The organism is Paenibacillus oryzisoli, assembly GCF_050467285.1.
GTDB lineage: Bacteria > Bacillota > Bacilli > Paenibacillales > NBRC-103111 > Paenibacillus_E > Paenibacillus_E oryzisoli_A.
This window is the reverse complement of record NZ_JBCMUN010000001.1, coordinates 877,853-893,937: the sequence shown is the minus strand read 5'-3', so window position 1 is coordinate 893,937 and position 16,085 is coordinate 877,853. Positions and strand designations below refer to the sequence as shown.

Sequence of the window (16,085 nt, the reverse complement as noted above, 5' to 3'; positions counted from 1 at the left end):
TCTCTCTCCTCTGCTCCGCATTATATTCGCTCAGGTCAAGGGGATTATGGCCAGAATGCGGGTGCCCCCGCCAGCAGGCCGATCCAACTGACAGTAACCTCCTAATTCCGCCGCCCTTTCCCGCATTGAAACGAGTCCAATTCCACCTTTCCCCTCGGGAACCGGACTTGCCGACAACGAAGCGAATTGCGCGCCGTTGTCTCTTATTTCCACCTGAAGCTGGCGTGTCTCCGTAACTTCCAGATTTACCGTACAGGAGGTCGCCCTGGCATGCTTCACGACATTCACTAAAGCTTCCGTGACGATCCGATACACGGCGACCTCCACGGCTGCCGACAGCGAAGGAAGCGGCTCTGGGGCATACATTTGAATGTCCAGCGCTGCAGCGCCCTCCTGTCCTGCAAGCTTCGCCGCGGGTTTGGACAGCAGGGCAATGCGTTCCTGCAGCGCTCCAACCAGTCCCAGCTCATCCAGTGTTGGCGGGCGTAAATCATGAACCAACGTGCGAATGTCCTCCACTGTCGATCGAATGACTTTGCGCAGGTCTGCCAGCATTTCGATGGCTACCTCGGGTTGCTTTTCGACGTAAATCTGGGCCGTCGCCACATTCAGCGCAAGAGCAGCCAGCTTAGGCGCCAAATCATCGTGCAAATTTTTGCGAATTTGCCGCCGCTCTTCCTCTCGCGCTAACACCAGCTTTTCCCGCGACTCCTGCAAGTCCCGAGCCAGCAGCTTCATCCCCTGCGTCATCTGCCAATTCTCCACGATCGGTCCTGCTTGCTTCAAGAGGACATCCAGAAATTTGTTGTCTTCTGCCGTAAACGCTTCCCCAGCTGAGCGAGAGGCAATCTGCAGCGTTCCCAGCTCCACGCCACGCTGGATAATTGGCATGACATGTTGCTCGTGAAGGGGACTGCCGGCAGAAGCCACCAAGGTATCCTGACCGCCGACACTCGCGTAGATCGCTGCATACGGAAGCCGGAGCGCCTCCTTTACGATACGTACGAAAGCATTCAGCATGGCATCCGGAGCCTGAGGCTGAGTGAACTGATTGCCGAGTTCAAGCAATACAGCATAAGGATCGTCATGACGGCCCTTCATTAGCCGGTTAATCTGCAGCTGCAGCCACTCTTTAAGCGGAGCGAAAGCGACAGCCACAACGCCCGTCGCCAGCAGCGAAACGACATAATGGTCTCGCGTTTGAAATAAACGGCTTAAATAAAGAACAGTTACGGTATAAATGAGTATGATACAAATGGACAGAGAACCATAAACGAGTGTTCGCTTGACCAACGGATCGATATTCCAAAGTCTTTGCCTTAGCACGGCAAGTGTTAAGGTAATCGGTATAGCCGTCAGAGACGCATTCAGCAAAGCGTTCAAATACACATACGTTAGCGCTGTCCCATCATTCAGACCTGGAGTAAACAACGCGCTCATGCCAATGAAACCGACAATCCCGATCGTTGCCCCATATACCACCCATTTCGTTTGCTGCCGTTCGGAGGTTGATGCCTTATTTCGGAAACGATGCACTTGTGAGTAAATCAACACCAAGGTGGAAGAAACATACCAGAGCAACCGGAGTACGCCCGGAATGTGGAGCTTCTCCCACATCTGACCTTCATAAAGAAGCTGCATCACGTTTACGATAACAATGAGCACAAAAATGAAGCGCGTCCATGTGGGCACAAACTTGCCATTCGGAAAAAGTAAAAGAAACAAGGACATGGAAATCCAGCTTAGCATTGAGACGACCATGAACCAGTGATGGGCAAAAACAGCCCCTTCGTATGCCGCCATAACCAGCGATGGAAACGTTGTGCCGAAAGATACCATTGCAATAACGGCCAGCAGCCCCACCGGCTCCCGAAATCCTTTCCAGAGCACAATGGCTGAAGTGATATAAAAAACGGATGTAAATAGGACGTCAATGAGTACGAATAGGAGGGCAAATTGTTCCAAGCTAAATCCCTCTGCCGGCAGCTGCAAAGCAGGATAAAGATTACCGCAGCCCTGTATGATGCATCTCTCGATAAGTACTTTGTAATAGACAGGAATTGCGCTTACATAAAGCACTGCTGTCAGTATGCTGAAGCTGAGTGTTAAAAGCTGTGCAAGCCGCATCGCCCATGGCACTTGCCGCTCGTTCACAACCGCCCGAGCGTCTGCTCGGTTAACCTTTAAATTCATCCTCCCACCGCCGATCCTTCTGCATGAAATCTTCCATTATTTATTATAGCTTGCCGCCCGACAACTGGATATGGATGGATGACAATTTCCCGGGCCTTCCCGTGCATTCCCGATTCGCTCCGGCATTATTCCCGAAATTCAGGAACGCCCTGCTCTGTTCTTCATGATTTTCCTTCAAGTAATCTAAATATAAGAGCACCACACTTATAAATTTGGAGGATGAGCAAAATGACAGAACAAAAAGTAATCAAATGGCTAGGCATGATCTGTATACTAGCAGGAATTGCGCGGATGGGAATGACCCCGGCATCCCTGATTTGGGGAACGGACAGCACGCAAGAATTGACGACTGGCTTGATCGCTTGTATCTTAATGTCCGTCGGCTCCATCGTGCTTTATCAAGTACAGTCCCGCGAGACGGGCGTCACCGGTTTTATCACGATTCTCGCGATTATCGTCGGAAATATTTTGACAACCGCGATGCTGTGGTCTCAATTTGCAGCAGGCGGCGCTGATGCGGTTCAACCGGAAGGGGTGCTGGTCAACATTTCGCGGATGTTCGGCATGGTCGGCTTTCTTGGAGGCACTTTCGTGTTCATGATCCTGACTTATCTTGCCAAAGTTTTTCCACGTTGGGTTCCCGTTCTCATGCTCATTATGATACTCGCGATGTTTCTGCCTATCGCAGACAACAAATATTTCGCTTTCTTCTGGGGATTAGCGTACGTCGGCATGGGGTACTGCGTCTGGACGAATAAACTCATCCATGCTGCAGCATCACAGATTACCTATCATGGGGATGATTTCATTTCCGGATAAAATGATTACCGAGGTAATCGAGGTGGCCCATGCGTAATTGCATGGGCCTCTCACAGATCCGGACGTGCGGATCAACGCATCCGGCTCCTCCAAGACTCCATTACGCGTTCGGCCCCTTTTTGTGTTTCGGCAGCAGATGACAAAGTCGTCTGCGTGCCACCATCCATTATCCCTGCGATTACATAGCGGTATCCTTTCGATTGCGCTGCCAAGCGCACCACAAACCGCTCTCTCCGGCAGGAGATGAGCGGTTTTCTTCTCGCCCAGTCCGAAAAGATCCCGTCGTCGTGCACAGCATCGTCGAGAAGATTGACGACGGCGTTAACCACACAAACGAGATGATTCGCTGGAATGTCGTCTTCTAAATCCAACGGCTCCTTTTTGTTTACAAACAAGAGGCCATCCCTCAGTCATTTTATGACTTTTGGGATAGCCTCTCCTTGCTCATTACAGAGACACTTCAAGCTCACTCAGATAGGTGCTGGATATTCCATTTGAAGGGCCAAATTCAAACTCTGTGGACTCGGCGAATTCGCCCGTATAATTGACTCTGATCAGCATCGGCATCGGCGCATGACCTTCCGGCACCCATCGTGCTGTTGCCTTGTATCGGCCGATTGGAATCGAATCCATCCCCGCTCCTCCAGCAATAGGACCTCCACGTTTAATTATTGTTTGTCCTGCGCTTCCGTCAAGCAGCGGGCCGACCGGCGTTAGCGTCAATTCCAGGTCGCCCATGTCGAACTCCGGCAGCGAATCGTTAAAATTTTTGAAATTCGGATAAACATAGATTTGACCGTTAAAATCTGACCATGTGAAGTCTCGAACAGCTCCCTTACTCCCCGAAAAAGGAAGATCACCGTCGGCACTTAATTGGAACGTATATTTTGTACCGTTGTACTGTTTCGTCACTTGAGCTCCCATATGGTAAGTTGTTGCCATCTCCGGAAGTTCAATTTGATAATGTCCTGTTTCATCGGTGACTCCGAGAAGATTGCTGTCATACATGAAGGTGTTATCTGCAAAGACGCTGGCTCCCGGAATCGGCTGGCCGCTTGCGTTGCGAACATATCCTTTGACAACAAAGGGTTCAGCCGCTTCTTTGACGGGCTCGGGGGCAGGTACCGGAGATTGTGTCGGTGCAGGAGTGGTTTCAGGCTTCTGGTTGGTCACCTCCGCATCGTCAATCTGAATGGTCGCGACACTTCCGTTACTGGAGTAGGAGACCTGGAATCCCGTATTTTCCGCCACAAACCGCAGCGGTACTAGCGTGCTCCCGTTGATTATTTGTGCAGGCACTTCCAAACTAACATCGGTTCCGTTTACTTTTGCCACAGTGCTGTTAATTGTCAATTCGATGGTAAGACCATCCTTTGTGCCGATTGCTTGTTGGGTATAACCCGAGTCAACCCACTTTACCGTAAAGCCAAGCGTTTCAAATAATTTGCGGAAAGGAACTAACGTTGAACCTTCTTTCAGGACGGGGCTCGCATCACTAAACGCCAGCTCCTGGCCTTTAAAAAACACGCGGATTGTCGGATCCTCCGATTGAGCGGGAGAAGGTGTGGAGACCGGTACTGTCGGCGTTGCTGGAGTTGAAGCAGGCGTCGTGGATGGTGTTGGTGTCGGGGGTGATGAGGGCGTTGATGATGAAGGCGACGTTGACGAAGTGCCTCCGGTTGTCATGGGCTTCTTGTATTTGATTGGCTTGGAAACGACCATTCCGCTCGGAGTCTCGATTTCCAGTACATAATACTGCGTTTCTTTAATCGTGCCGTTATCGCTTGCGTACAAATCAAAGGTTAGCCCGCCTTCGAACTCTCCCAACGGCTCTTTCACATCTTTGCTAAAGCCAGGGTTCACAATTACCGTTTCATGCGTTGTGCCCGTTGGCGTTGTAACCGCTCGGTCATGAACAATACCAAGCAGCCAGCCGGTCGTCACACGATTCGTTCTCCATACGCCCTGATAGTTATCCTTGCCGTATTCATCCGTTGAACGCAGAACAACGCTGTTAATGATCGTTTTCTGAGCCAGATTCAGCTGCAGCTTGAAGTGGGCGTCCTTCTTGCCTTCGGGTGTAAAATCCGCTGAACCCACGACATCTGTCCCCGTATCAAGCAGGCTAAACTCCTTGATTTGTACGCCCTCAGGCGCGGTTTCACCGAATGCCCCCACCATACTCCCAAACGAAAGGCTGCCCGCCAATAAGAGGGAAAGTATTGCCTTGGATCTCAATCCGTTCAATTTTACCTTCATGTTATTCAGTCTCCTTTTCATACTTTCTAGAATGGATAAAGCAGAATCAAATGTATGCATTATCTGCCTTCATCCTATAACGGAACCCTTCCCGTTATCATGAGTCATCGCAAGGGAAGCTTTGGGAAAAATTTCAGGAGTACATCAGGAAGCTCTGGGAACAAAACAAAATCGAACGCAATAACCGCGGCAGCCCTGGACGTTTATCCAGGGCTGCCGCGGTTATATGGTCTACATCGGTCAATCAAAAAATCAACGGAAAAGCAACCGTCACGAAAGCCGCCCATATCCCGTAAACGGGCAAATACGCCGTAACGGCATTTTGGATCGCGGAGAGGCCGAGTTTGTTGCGCAAAAACTGCAGATAGGTGAGCATGATCCAAAGCAGATTCGCCCAGATCAATAGATTGATGCCAAGGACCGCTAGTCGGTTCGGCGTAATCCCGTAAGAAGAAAGCCTGAAGACGATGGCCGACAGCGCTACACTGTCGATGACAAGTGCAAGCACAATGAGGGCCAGATTAATGTAGTCCGAGATGGTCTTTTTTTCGGTCGCACCGCTTTCAGTAATGGAGAAAATGGTGACCGCCAGCACAATCAGCAGGATGCCATTGAAGGACAGGAGGAAATCGCGATCCAAGAACGGATTTTTCCCGACCGCTATCACCGTAATCAGATAGGCCAGCAAGGTGACCAGCACAAGGGGGCTAAAAATTTTGGCGATATAGGGCGCAATATTTCTAGCAAGTTTCAGGTTCTTGGTTACAAGGTAGGCAGCAACCACGGCAAGCGCGGCCGCGCCGAACAGCACAACATTGCGGAAGTAAAAATCCTCGATATTCATGCCGACAAACCGGAATAACTGCATCGTTAACGCAGTTAGCAGCATGCCGCTGATCGCCATACTGGCGTAAAGGATGCCGAATTCCCCATTGAATTTTAAATAAGCGAGTCTCGTGCTGCCTGATCTGAATTCCTTTCCTGTAAAAGCAAGCCCTACGACGACCCACAGGAAAATGGGAAGGTGTAGATACACCAGCAACATGCTATCTGTCTCCTCAAGAGGAAGCAGGTTTAGATACACGCCGGAGAGCACAAATAGCGATACCAGGGTAGCGAGCACCTTCTTGCCGGGGGCAGTCTTGTATACGAAATAGGCCGCAATAAAGGGAAATATCCCATAGACCAGGTTAATCGGAGCGATGGCCTTCTGTTCGATATATTGGAAAAGAACTCGGCTGACCAATCCGGCCAGCAAGGCCAGAATGCCCATGACCAAGAAATCTTTTTGAAAGAAGGAAGCTCTTTCGGTCGTTTCAGCTTCTTTAAAATGCAATCGTTCCTGCCATACGGCAAGAACCTGCGATTCGGGGTGCTCCTCCCAAACACTGGGGAAGGCCGATTTGAAAGCTTCGGGATCACGCCTGAACAGCCGCTCCAATTCACGAGGACTCGCCATGTTCTGAATGATTGAGTGGTGAATATCCATGAGATTACCCCTCTTCTTCTTCCATTTTATACTCCAAAATATCGCCAGGCTGGCAATCCAACGCTTTACAGATCGCTTCCAGCGTCGAGAATCGAATCGCTTTGGCCTTGCCGTTCTTCAAAATAGAGAGATTCGCCATCGTAATTCCAACCCTCTCCGAAAGCTCCGTTACACTCATTTTCCGTTTCGCCAGCATCACGTCAACATTAATGATAATCGCCATGTCGTCACCTCAGACCGTCAAATCATTTTCTGATTTAATATCGATTGCCTCTTGCAGCAGCATTTGGAGCACAGCAGCAAACACAGCGATCACCAGCGAAGCGACAATCATCACCATGCCGATGACAATAACGCCCGGCGCATCGTCCTTTTCCCCAAGAAGATAAAAAAGCGGCATACCCACCACATACAATCCGCTAAATGCGATTGCGCAGTATTTAATCTTTTGCAATGCGCGTACCGACAATTCCGAAAAAGCCTGGTTCTTATCAATATAGTTTAGAAGCTTAAAGGCCTGGTACAAAGCCATGTAAAAAGGAATCGCCGTTGCCAACAAATCCAGGTCAACCAGATATTCCAAATACGCATAGTCGGGATACAATTCCGCTGCATAGTTTCCGATCTCCGGCAGCACAAATATGCACAAAGCAAGCACCGGCAAACCAATTAGGAAAAGGGCGGCCTTTAAAAAAAGCGTTGATCCTCGTTTCATCACATGCACCTCTTTTTGTTTTTTCGATTTTAATCTATCACAATATTTATCGTTTTTCAATAAATATATGCTGTTTATAATTAAAATTTTATTTTTAAAAGCCATCCGTGTGGGATGGCTTTCAACTTGGCGCATCTATTCCGCGATGCTTACGGACAACAGCTTGCCGTCTGCCTTGGATTCCGTATACGTGATCGGCAGCATCCCATCCGGGAACGGCACTTCAAACCGGTAAACCCCGATCTTATCATCGCTTTGATCCACGATTTCTTTGCTTTCGTAGCCGCCTTGAACGCCTGCCTTCGTCAGCAGCTCCACGGTCTGTTGAAAGTTTGCCTCTCTATATTTGTTCTGCAAGTTATGCGTCCACGTCAGCTCATCCCACTCGGGAGCTTTCACGTCTACACCGCCCTTCTTCAGCGTCTCCAATAACTTGACAAGCATGCGTCCATCTCCTTCTTGCATGGCAGAAGCAAGCGCAAGGTATGCCCGGTTCGTCGTCGGCATGTAGTTCGTTTTATTTTTAGCAGCCAGCATGTCAAATAGATCTTCGGTGTTCGGTTCTGCAGTGAACCAATAGGCGTGAAAATCCGACGGATTTACTCGACTTGTTGCCGGGATCAAGTATCGCCCATCGTCGGAAACACGGAATACTGGGGTGATATCAAACCGGCTGGGGTATTGTAAGGCAAATACATGTTTACCGTCTCCGCTAACCATGATTTGAACGGACAGCGGCTCGCGCGGTTTCTCCCCGCCTGGCAAAATCGACGCAGTCCCCCTCATACTCGAGTAATAATAGCTGCCATTGCTAGCTGTCTCCCGGACAAGTCGGTACATCAAACGGCTCTTGTGCATGATGGCTTTCACATCAATTCGCGTCGAATTTCCTTGTACCGTGCGGATTTCCTCATTCACCTGCCATGTAATTTCGGCGATTCCTCGCAATTCGCCAGGCTTCTCCTTTTGGGACAAGTCAGGAAGCTTTATATCCAAGCTGTAATCTCCCGTCTTGAAGTCGTAAGCTGTGTAATTCATCTGTGACGCGTAGAAAACATCGGAGAAATTCGTCCTGTAGAGGAAGCCGTTTAGCCGCTCTTTGCTGCCGAATTCAAATGCGCTGATATGCCTTCCGGAGGCTGCGAAAATCCCTGCAAAGACCAATACCGGCACGAGCAGCACACTTACTGTATTTATCGCTCTTCGAGCGCGAATCTCTCTGAATGGCTCATCCGAGACCTTCGCGCCGTCAAGCGTCAATTTCAGTGCCAACCTTCTCATCACCGCGCCAATCAGCAAAGTCCCCACACTTGCGTAAACGAGCAAGGGTACAGCGTATCCCCAAGGGGACGTCAGCAGATGGAAGGGGCCGATAAGCAGTGTGCACAGCATAGCAAGCAGCGCAAGCGGAAACAGCGTGCTGAAATAGCGCCGAAACAGGCGTGGTGCCTTCGCCATTGCGTCTCCGAAGGATATATTTTGGAGTACTATTAGGTAAGGGGTAAGCGAATAGAACAATAGGGCGAGCATGAATAGGAATCCTAAGGGGATAAAAGCTACCCCGATGAAAACGACCAGCAGACCTGTCACGTTTTGAAAGAGTGACCACGCCAGCATCCGGCTGAAATATTGGCGCCCACACCGGATCAGCGGAACTGTCCTACGATTCAGTACCCACGCTTTCAGCCCGCCGAGGTACATCCCCCGAACAAAACTTTGTACCGCCATAACAGCCGCTGAGACTACGATAGCCGCGGTCCCCCAGGACTGAGCTCTGGTCTCCAGATAGGTGTATGGTATTTTCAGATCTGCCAGTGAAGGCATGTAAAGGGGAATCGTTGCATGAAATCCGGCTGCCTGCACGGCTGCCCCCGTGGCAGCTGCCAATGATTGCGAATAAGGAAACAAGGAGAACCCCCAATAAATGCCAAGTCCGGCTACAACGGTAACAAACACCTCAAACGCCATCACCAACACTACGAGTCGTGTATAGGCCATCTTTGCCTCCTCCCCAAAACTCAAACGCCAGTGGTCGGGCCTTCTCATCCATCCATTTCCAAAATTAGTGTACCATATCCTACGCTTGAACGGCCATCGCGGATCGTCGGAGGCTTTCGAGGGAAAATAAGAGGAGTAAACCACATTGTCATCAGGTTATGAAGATAGGGCGCCCGCTTGTCGAGAGTTTTTGAAAAATGGCCGGTGGTCCTACACATTCGCTTCCCCCATGTTGTCAGCTTAAGCCAACTTGCAGCATAAAGACGACCTTAGGAGGCCGAGATTGTAAGGGTAGAACAGAAAAAGACTTCTTTTTCGATTTGTAACGGTCATCGGCGACTATTACAGCGAATTTTTCTAATAAAACGGTTCCGTCTCCTTCAAGGACGGTAACATTTCCAGATGATATGAAGCTGCTTCGAAGAGCTACACGCTGTGGAGCTCTTCCGCTCCTACTCCTCGCAAACCCGCTCGACGATGACCCATTAAGAGGGGCCAGACCCTGCTAGCTACGCGAAATTAGCCGATTTTGGCGACTTAGAGGGGGCCAGACCCTCTTAAAACCCGCCATTCGAGGCGAAACCCGCTCGGCGATGGCCGCTAAGAGGGGACAGCCCCTGCTAGCTATGCGATATTAGCCGATTTTGGCGACTTAGAGGGGGCCAGGCCCTCTTAGCCTCCGCCATTTCATGCGAAACTGGCTTCCCTATGACCTCAGCCCCCTCAAATCCCGATGGATTTTCGCCATGATCTTTTTGTTCAAACAGTTCTTCCCGATCACGTAATTTGGGCAGGTCCCTGATAAATGTCCCTCTCCGGCGGTCCCCTCAGTATTTTCGAAGAAAACGGCTCTGCCGTCCTTCAAGGGCGGTAGCGTTTCCTAATGATGTGGAGCAGCTTCATGAATATACTTTCCAACATGTTAAAAAAGGACGCCCCCCAAGCTTCCGCTTGGATTGCGTCCTTCACATGCTAGAGCAGCCTTGACCTTCAAGGCCTGCTCCCGCTTCTGACCCTTACCTTCCTTCCGCAGCAGCTTGCGCCTGCACGTGCTCGACCGACTCGGTGAGGCGTTCTTTGCTCATCGCCAACGCCATGACCACGGCAATCGCGGTCGGAATGAGCGCCCACAGGAACGTTGTCGTGATCGACGAGGACAGCGCAGCCGTGATTTTATCCAGCACGGGCGCCGGAATTTGAGCGCGCGCCTCCGGTGCAAGCAGCACGCGCGGGTCGGTCATCGTCGGATTCTGCGCGAGTCCGGCAGCTTGCCCGCTTCCCGCGAAGATATCCTTGAGGCTCGCGGTGAAGTCGTTGCGCTGCAGAATCCCGAACAGCGTGATCCCCAGCGTCATCCCGAGCGAGCGGATGAACGACATGGTCGCATTCACCGAGCCGCGCAGCGCGGGCTCGAAGTGGTGAATCGCCGCGTTGCTAAGCACGGAGAAGCTGGCGCCGATGCCGAGGCCGGTGACGATCATGCACATCGTGACGAAGAAACGGCTCGAGTCGACCGTGAGCGTCGTCAGCATCACCATCCCGGCCGTGAACACGAGCGCGAAGACGATCATGATGCTGCGATAAGGGATTTTGCTCATCAGGAAGCCGCCGCCGACCGCCGAGAACACGGAGCCGAGCATCATCGGCAGAAGAACGAGGCCGGAGTTCGTTGCCGTACCGCCAAGAACGCCCTGAATATAGATCGGGATATACACCGACGCCGTGATAAACGCCATGCCTGTTAGGAGCCCGAGCGCATTGCTCGTAGAGAACAGGCGGATTTTAAACATCGGGAACGAAATAATCGGGTCATCTACCTTCCGTTCAATGAAGACAAATGCAATGGCCAGGATGGCGAATACAGCGAACAAGCCGACAATAACCGCTGAATCCCAGGCATATTTGTTGCCGCCCAGTTCCAGGGCGAACATGATGCTGACGACGGCACCGATCAGGGTAATCGCACCCCACCAGTCGATTTTTTGCTTCTGATGGATAGGCGATTCTTTGTAGAACACGCTGATAAAAATTAACGCCAGCAGCCCGATCGGAATATTCACATAGAAAACCCAGTGCCAGCTAATATAGTCAGTAATATACGCACCCAGCAGCGGTCCAAAAATACTCGACAATCCGAACACCGCGCCGAACAAACCACCCAGCTTGCCGCGCTGTTCCACCGGCACCGTATCGAACATAATCGTGAACGCGATCGGAATGAGCGCCCCGCCGCCGATACCTTGAATCGCCCGGTAAATACTAAGCTGCACAATGCTTTGCGCCGTTCCACACAGGATGGAGGCTGCCAGAAACACGATTAAGCCAAAAATGAAAAATCGTTTGCGGCCGAACATATCCGACAGCTTGCCGAAAATCGGCATCCCCGCCATTTCCGCCACCATATACGCGGAGGTCACCCAGACGAACTTGTCGAGCCCTCCAAGATCCCCGACGATCGTCCCCATCGCCGTCGCGACAATCGTGTTGTCCATCGACGACATCAGCATCGCCAGCAGCAAGCCGGCTAACACAAAGCCGACATGATTCGTTTGTTGTTTCGTCATTTCCACACATTCCTTCTCTCATTATTGAAAATTTGAGCTTCCTCTTAGACTTGGCGTTTATTCGCCACTTCAGCGTCTTTGCTTACAGTTAACTCCTCTCTGTATTCCACAACTCCGATCTTGCAGCCGGGCCCGATGCGGACCTTCGTTCCACGAATGACATCCGCATGCGTATGCTCCACATAAATGTCGTCGCCTTCAATGGCCCCCACTGTCAGCTTCGCACTCGCTAAAGGCCGGAAAAACAAGCTGAACGGATGCAGCAACGAAGCTTTGCGAATCTCAATGCGTTCCCCGCCGATTTCATTCGCCTTGCATTTTTGATACAGCTTAATGTCCAACGTACCGGCGTTCAGCAGGCCGCCAACGTCGAACATCCCTCGAAGACGAAGCTGATCCGCTTCGAAGTCTCCTGCCGTTGCAATGTGTCCCTTCACATCGACTTCCTTCGCCGTGAGCTGGCCTTTCACTTCCAGCAGGCCGGATCCCATCAACTTGTGAATGACAGCATCTTCACTGATCGTGACGGTGCCCGAGTTTTTCAGCGATTCCGCTTGCACACTGCCGGTAACGGCACAAGTCCCGACAATACCTAACCGTCTGCCTTGCAGCCGACCCGTCATCTCCATCGTGCCGATACAAGACAGGGAGGTGCAAGTCAAGTCGCCTTCCACCATCGCTTCCCCGACAACCTTCACTTTGTCAAAATGGCCTCCGCCTACCATCGAGCTTCCCGTAACGCGAAGGTTGCCATTCGTAGCGCTGCGCTTCCCCGTGATTGCTCCCATACGTTTCCCCTCCTTTACCGAGTGATTTGCTCCGCCCGATTCACTTTCGCGCGCGGGTCCTGCTCCAGCTTGGCTGTGTACTCCACGAGTCCAATTTCACAGCCCGGCCCGATGCGCACCGTTGCGCCGCGAACGATATCCGCCGTTGTACACTCCAAATTGATGTCGTCGCCTTCAATCACTTTGGCGGTCAGCCGGTTACCGACCGGCAGGGGAAGCTTCTGCAGCCATTTCGCAAAATCAATGCCCGCCTGCTTCCGCACCACAATCTGCTCCCCGCCCAGCTCCGTAATAACCGAAGGGCCATGCAGGGTCAAATGAATGCGATCGGCGCTCAGCAGCTCTGCGGTAACTCGCCCCGCCGCCGTAAAGGTTTCCGCCTCGCAGTTTCCTTGCAGCAGCAGGGATCCGTCTACTTCCATGCTTTCGCCTGAAGCCGAGCCGCCAATTTTGAAACGGCCTGCTAGCTCCACCCGCTTCACCTGCACGCTGCCGTCAACCGTCGCCGTGCCTTTCAAATCCGCACGTTCCGCGGTAAGGCTGCCGTGTACGTCCAATCTGCCATTCAGCACAAAATGTTCGCAGCGAATGTCGCCCTCGACGCGTCCGACACCGTCGATTTTCGCCGTCTGAAAGTCACCTCCGCCCGAGGAGCCGATTCCCGAAATAACCAGATTCCGCAGCTTCCGCTCTGTCTTCATGAACCTTCCTCCTCTCCTACACCGTCGTCAGTTTAAGCTTGAGCTCCTCAATCTTCTTGCCGACATTCACACGCAAAACCTCTTTCGCGCCGCGCTCTGCGAACACTTCGCTGCCTGCCGATGCGAGCAGAAACATACTGACGCCCATTTTGCGGAAAAATAACAGATCGCAATCCTGCCCTTCGAATTTGCCATAGTTATCTTGCAGCATCAGAAGCAGCGCCCTGCCTTCGTCGACATTCATTTCACCCGACTGCAGGCCGTCTTCGAGCATGTAGAGAAACAACGTTTGGGCAAAACTGTACGTCTCGGCCTTGCCCAGCATACTCGCCGCATGCTCCGCTGCTAATTGTGAAACAATGTTTCGTTTCACTAACTCCAACCAATCAATTTGCACAGTGGAAGGAACGACAGAGAACACATCCGCCAATTCATCCAGCGATAAATCGTCTTTCATATTCGTAATTTTATCGATTCTAGCCAGGATCAAAGCTCGTGGGAAGAACGTCTCCTGCCCGGTAAAAGCGGACTTTCGGATAAACCAGGCTTCCGGGATCAAGTTTTTCCGCTTCCAGCGGTACAACTGGCCATAGGAGATGCCGGTCAATTCAAGCAATTCTTTTTTGGAAATCAGATCATCCTCCATAAGGAATCCCTCCTCACGAAACAGTGTAACATAACATTGTTACGTTGTAAATGAGGTAGCACTTCCCTCCGCTTTCCATTACAATGAAAATGACATTGCAAGAAACGATGCGGATGCAGGTGATGATTCTTGTTTAAGCTTTTACTCATTGAAGATGACGCGACCTTGTTCACCGAAATCAAAGAACGGCTTGCCAAATGGTCGTACGAAGTTCACGGCATCTTTGATTTTAACAGAGTGCTCGAAGAATTTATCGGTCTCAAGCCCGATTTAGTCATCATCGACATTCAACTGCCGAAGTTTGATGGCTTTCATTGGTGCCGGCTGATTCGTTCACACTCGAACGTGCCGATTGTGTTTCTCTCTTCGCGCGATCATCCGACCGATATGGTCATGTCCATGCAGCTTGGCGCCGATGATTTCATCCAGAAGCCGTTTCATTTTGACGTGCTTATTGCGAAGATTCATGCCATACTCAGACGGGTTTATAACTACAATACCGAGCAGGCCACGAGTCTCAAAACATGGTGCGGCGCTACGATCGATTTTGAGAAGAACCATGTGTCGACGCCTGGCGGCTCAATCGAATTGACGAAGAATGAAATCTATATTCTAAAGCTGCTGATCGAGCAAAAGAACACGATTGTCTCCCGCGAAGCGATCATCAACAGCTTGTGGAACGACCAGCGGTTCGTCAGCGACAACACACTTACCGTGAACGTAAATCGGCTGCGCAAGAAGTTGGACGAGCTGGATCTAGGGCGCTTCATTGAAACTAAGGTCGGGCAAGGCTACGTCGCGTTGGAGGAGTACCCCGCCTTATGATCCGAGCGTATCTTATCGAACGCCTGAGCTGGCTGCTCATGTTCGCCGTCGCTCAGGTTCTTGTTCTCTTGATTGCCTATCTCGATTACGCCATTCCATTTGAACCGCTGCTCTATATCGTCTTTCTGACGACGCTGCTCTTTGTCATCTTCCTGACTTGGCGCTATAAGAAGGAAACTTCGTTCATCAAACGGCTGCAGGATTGGGAAAATAGTTTGGACGTGTCCGGCATCGGCGAGGCTTCCAGCCCTTTCGAACGGACCATTGAACAGGCGCTCACCGACCAGACGAACCGGCTGAGGCAGCTCGCCTCCCAGCAGCAAATCGCCCTGGAGCAGGAAAAGGACGAGCTTCTTTCCTGGATTCACGAGGTCAAAACACCGCTCACCGCCATGCATCTCATGATCGGACGGCTGGGCGACGAGGCGCTCAAAGCATCGCTCACCTTCGAGTGGCTGCGCATTCACCATCTGCTGGATCAGCAGCTTCATCAACAGCGCCTGCCTTCGATTGAAAATGACATCTTCATCGAGAACGTGGACCTGGAGCCTCTTCTCTACATGGAAATCAAATCGCTGCAATCGTGGTGCATGCAAAAGGGGATCGGCTTCGACGTCCAGCTGGACGCCGCGGAGGCGCTGAGCGATGCGAAATGGCTTGCTTTTATCGTTCGCCAGATTCTGACGAACGCGGTGAAATACAGTGATAAGGAAGCGCCCGACATTATTGTGAGGAGCTTCAGTCAAGACGAGCGCGTCGTCTTCGAAGTCGCCGATTTCGGCCGCGGCATCGACCCGAAGGATTTGCCCCGCATTTTCGACAAAGGCTTCACCTCGACGACTTGGCATCAGGACAGCGCCGCGACCGGCATGGGCTTATATCTCGCGCAGAAAGCCGCGCATTCGCTCCATATCCGGATCTCCGTGCAGTCGGAGGTTGGGAGCGGCACGACCGTTACGCTCTATTTTCCGAAGCCCAACGAACTCGTTCGACTTACAGGCGTGTGACAAAGTTGTCACATGCCTTTCTGCTTTGTTCGGCCAATCGAAGGATAAATGACGGGGAGCTTTTTATAATAAAGCTATCGT

The 16,085-nt window shown here is 51.4% G+C and carries 14 protein-coding genes; 3 read left to right on the top strand and 11 right to left on the bottom strand.

The window, feature by feature from the left end; translation table 11 throughout:
* Positions 1 to 30 precede the first annotated feature (30 nt).
* On the bottom strand, positions 31 to 2,193 hold the full coding sequence (locus ABE504_RS03545; protein WP_430084544.1) for a sensor histidine kinase: 2,163 nt from the start codon (positions 2,191 to 2,193) through the stop codon (positions 31 to 33).
* A 228-nt stretch (positions 2,194 to 2,421) separates the two neighbouring features.
* Here ABE504_RS03545 and ABE504_RS03540 point away from each other — a divergent pair, with 228 nt between their 5' ends.
* The gene (locus ABE504_RS03540; RefSeq protein ID WP_430084542.1) at positions 2,422 to 3,012 is read left to right on the top strand and encodes a hypothetical protein; all 591 of its coding nucleotides are present in this window, start codon (positions 2,422 to 2,424) and stop codon (positions 3,010 to 3,012) included.
* A gap of 71 nt (positions 3,013 to 3,083) precedes the next feature.
* Here ABE504_RS03540 and ABE504_RS03535 read toward each other — a convergent pair whose 3' ends face one another.
* The 10 genes from ABE504_RS03535 to ABE504_RS03490 form a co-directional block, all read right to left on the bottom strand.
* Entirely contained in the window at positions 3,084 to 3,407 is a 324-nt protein-coding gene (locus ABE504_RS03535) for a hypothetical protein (protein WP_430084539.1), read from the bottom strand.
* Positions 3,408 to 3,459: 52 nt separating this feature from the next.
* Positions 3,460 to 5,271, bottom strand: coding sequence for a stalk domain-containing protein (locus ABE504_RS03530; RefSeq protein WP_430084536.1), 1,812 nt, complete (start codon positions 5,269 to 5,271; stop codon positions 3,460 to 3,462).
* Positions 5,272 to 5,515: 244 nt separating this feature from the next.
* Positions 5,516 to 6,760, bottom strand: a complete 1,245-nt coding sequence (locus tag ABE504_RS03525; RefSeq protein ID WP_430084533.1) for a DUF4153 domain-containing protein — start codon at positions 6,758 to 6,760, stop codon at positions 5,516 to 5,518.
* Positions 6,761 to 6,764: 4 nt separating this feature from the next.
* Positions 6,765 to 6,983, bottom strand: coding sequence for a helix-turn-helix domain-containing protein (locus tag ABE504_RS03520; RefSeq protein WP_430084530.1), 219 nt, complete (start codon positions 6,981 to 6,983; stop codon positions 6,765 to 6,767).
* 9 nt (positions 6,984 to 6,992) lie between these two features.
* Positions 6,993 to 7,475, bottom strand: a complete 483-nt coding sequence (locus ABE504_RS03515) for a DUF2975 domain-containing protein (protein ID WP_430084528.1) — start codon at positions 7,473 to 7,475, stop codon at positions 6,993 to 6,995.
* Between the two features lie 135 nt (positions 7,476 to 7,610).
* Positions 7,611 to 9,473, bottom strand: coding sequence for a hypothetical protein (locus ABE504_RS03510; RefSeq protein ID WP_430084525.1), 1,863 nt, complete (start codon positions 9,471 to 9,473; stop codon positions 7,611 to 7,613).
* 1,016 nt (positions 9,474 to 10,489) lie between these two features.
* On the bottom strand, positions 10,490 to 12,037 hold the full coding sequence (locus ABE504_RS03505) for an MDR family MFS transporter (RefSeq protein WP_430084522.1): 1,548 nt from the start codon (positions 12,035 to 12,037) through the stop codon (positions 10,490 to 10,492).
* Between the two features lie 44 nt (positions 12,038 to 12,081).
* Entirely contained in the window at positions 12,082 to 12,825 is a 744-nt protein-coding gene (locus tag ABE504_RS03500) for a cytoplasmic protein (RefSeq protein WP_430084519.1), read from the bottom strand.
* A 14-nt stretch (positions 12,826 to 12,839) separates the two neighbouring features.
* Positions 12,840 to 13,526, bottom strand: coding sequence for a polymer-forming cytoskeletal protein (locus ABE504_RS03495; RefSeq protein WP_430084516.1), 687 nt, complete (start codon positions 13,524 to 13,526; stop codon positions 12,840 to 12,842).
* 16 nt (positions 13,527 to 13,542) lie between these two features.
* On the bottom strand, positions 13,543 to 14,172 hold the full coding sequence (locus tag ABE504_RS03490) for a YhbD family protein (RefSeq protein ID WP_430084514.1): 630 nt from the start codon (positions 14,170 to 14,172) through the stop codon (positions 13,543 to 13,545).
* 129 nt (positions 14,173 to 14,301) lie between these two features.
* Between ABE504_RS03490 and ABE504_RS03485 the strand changes: the two genes are divergently transcribed.
* Together ABE504_RS03485 and ABE504_RS03480 are read left to right on the top strand one after the other, a co-directional pair.
* Positions 14,302 to 14,997: a response regulator gene (locus ABE504_RS03485; protein WP_430084511.1), complete on the top strand. Its 696-nt coding sequence runs from the start codon at positions 14,302 to 14,304 to the stop codon at positions 14,995 to 14,997.
* Entirely contained in the window at positions 14,994 to 16,004 is a 1,011-nt protein-coding gene (locus ABE504_RS03480) for a sensor histidine kinase (RefSeq protein ID WP_430084508.1), read from the top strand. Before ABE504_RS03485 ends, ABE504_RS03480 begins: the two co-directional genes overlap by 4 nt.
* The last annotated feature ends 81 nt before the right edge of the window (positions 16,005 to 16,085 follow it).

Coding starts and splice junctions, on each gene's coding strand:
- ABE504_RS03490 (WP_430084514.1), bottom strand. CDS start 14,172: ATGGAGGATGATCTGATTTCCAAAAAAGAATTGCTTGAATTGACCGGC.
- ABE504_RS03480 (WP_430084508.1), top strand. CDS start 14,994: ATGATCCGAGCGTATCTTATCGAACGCCTGAGCTGGCTGCTCATGTTC.
- ABE504_RS03540 (WP_430084542.1), top strand. CDS start 2,422: ATGACAGAACAAAAAGTAATCAAATGGCTAGGCATGATCTGTATACTA.
- ABE504_RS03495 (WP_430084516.1), bottom strand. CDS start 13,526: ATGAAGACAGAGCGGAAGCTGCGGAATCTGGTTATTTCGGGAATCGGC.
- ABE504_RS03525 (WP_430084533.1), bottom strand. CDS start 6,760: ATGGATATTCACCACTCAATCATTCAGAACATGGCGAGTCCTCGTGAA.
- ABE504_RS03520 (WP_430084530.1), bottom strand. CDS start 6,983: ATGGCGATTATCATTAATGTTGACGTGATGCTGGCGAAACGGAAAATG.
- ABE504_RS03505 (WP_430084522.1), bottom strand. CDS start 12,037: ATGACGAAACAACAAACGAATCATGTCGGCTTTGTGTTAGCCGGCTTG.
- ABE504_RS03545 (WP_430084544.1), bottom strand. CDS start 2,193: ATGAATTTAAAGGTTAACCGAGCAGACGCTCGGGCGGTTGTGAACGAG.
- ABE504_RS03515 (WP_430084528.1), bottom strand. CDS start 7,475: ATGAAACGAGGATCAACGCTTTTTTTAAAGGCCGCCCTTTTCCTAATT.
- ABE504_RS03510 (WP_430084525.1), bottom strand. CDS start 9,473: ATGGCCTATACACGACTCGTAGTGTTGGTGATGGCGTTTGAGGTGTTT.
- ABE504_RS03500 (WP_430084519.1), bottom strand. CDS start 12,825: ATGGGAGCAATCACGGGGAAGCGCAGCGCTACGAATGGCAACCTTCGC.
- ABE504_RS03530 (WP_430084536.1), bottom strand. CDS start 5,271: ATGAAGGTAAAATTGAACGGATTGAGATCCAAGGCAATACTTTCCCTC.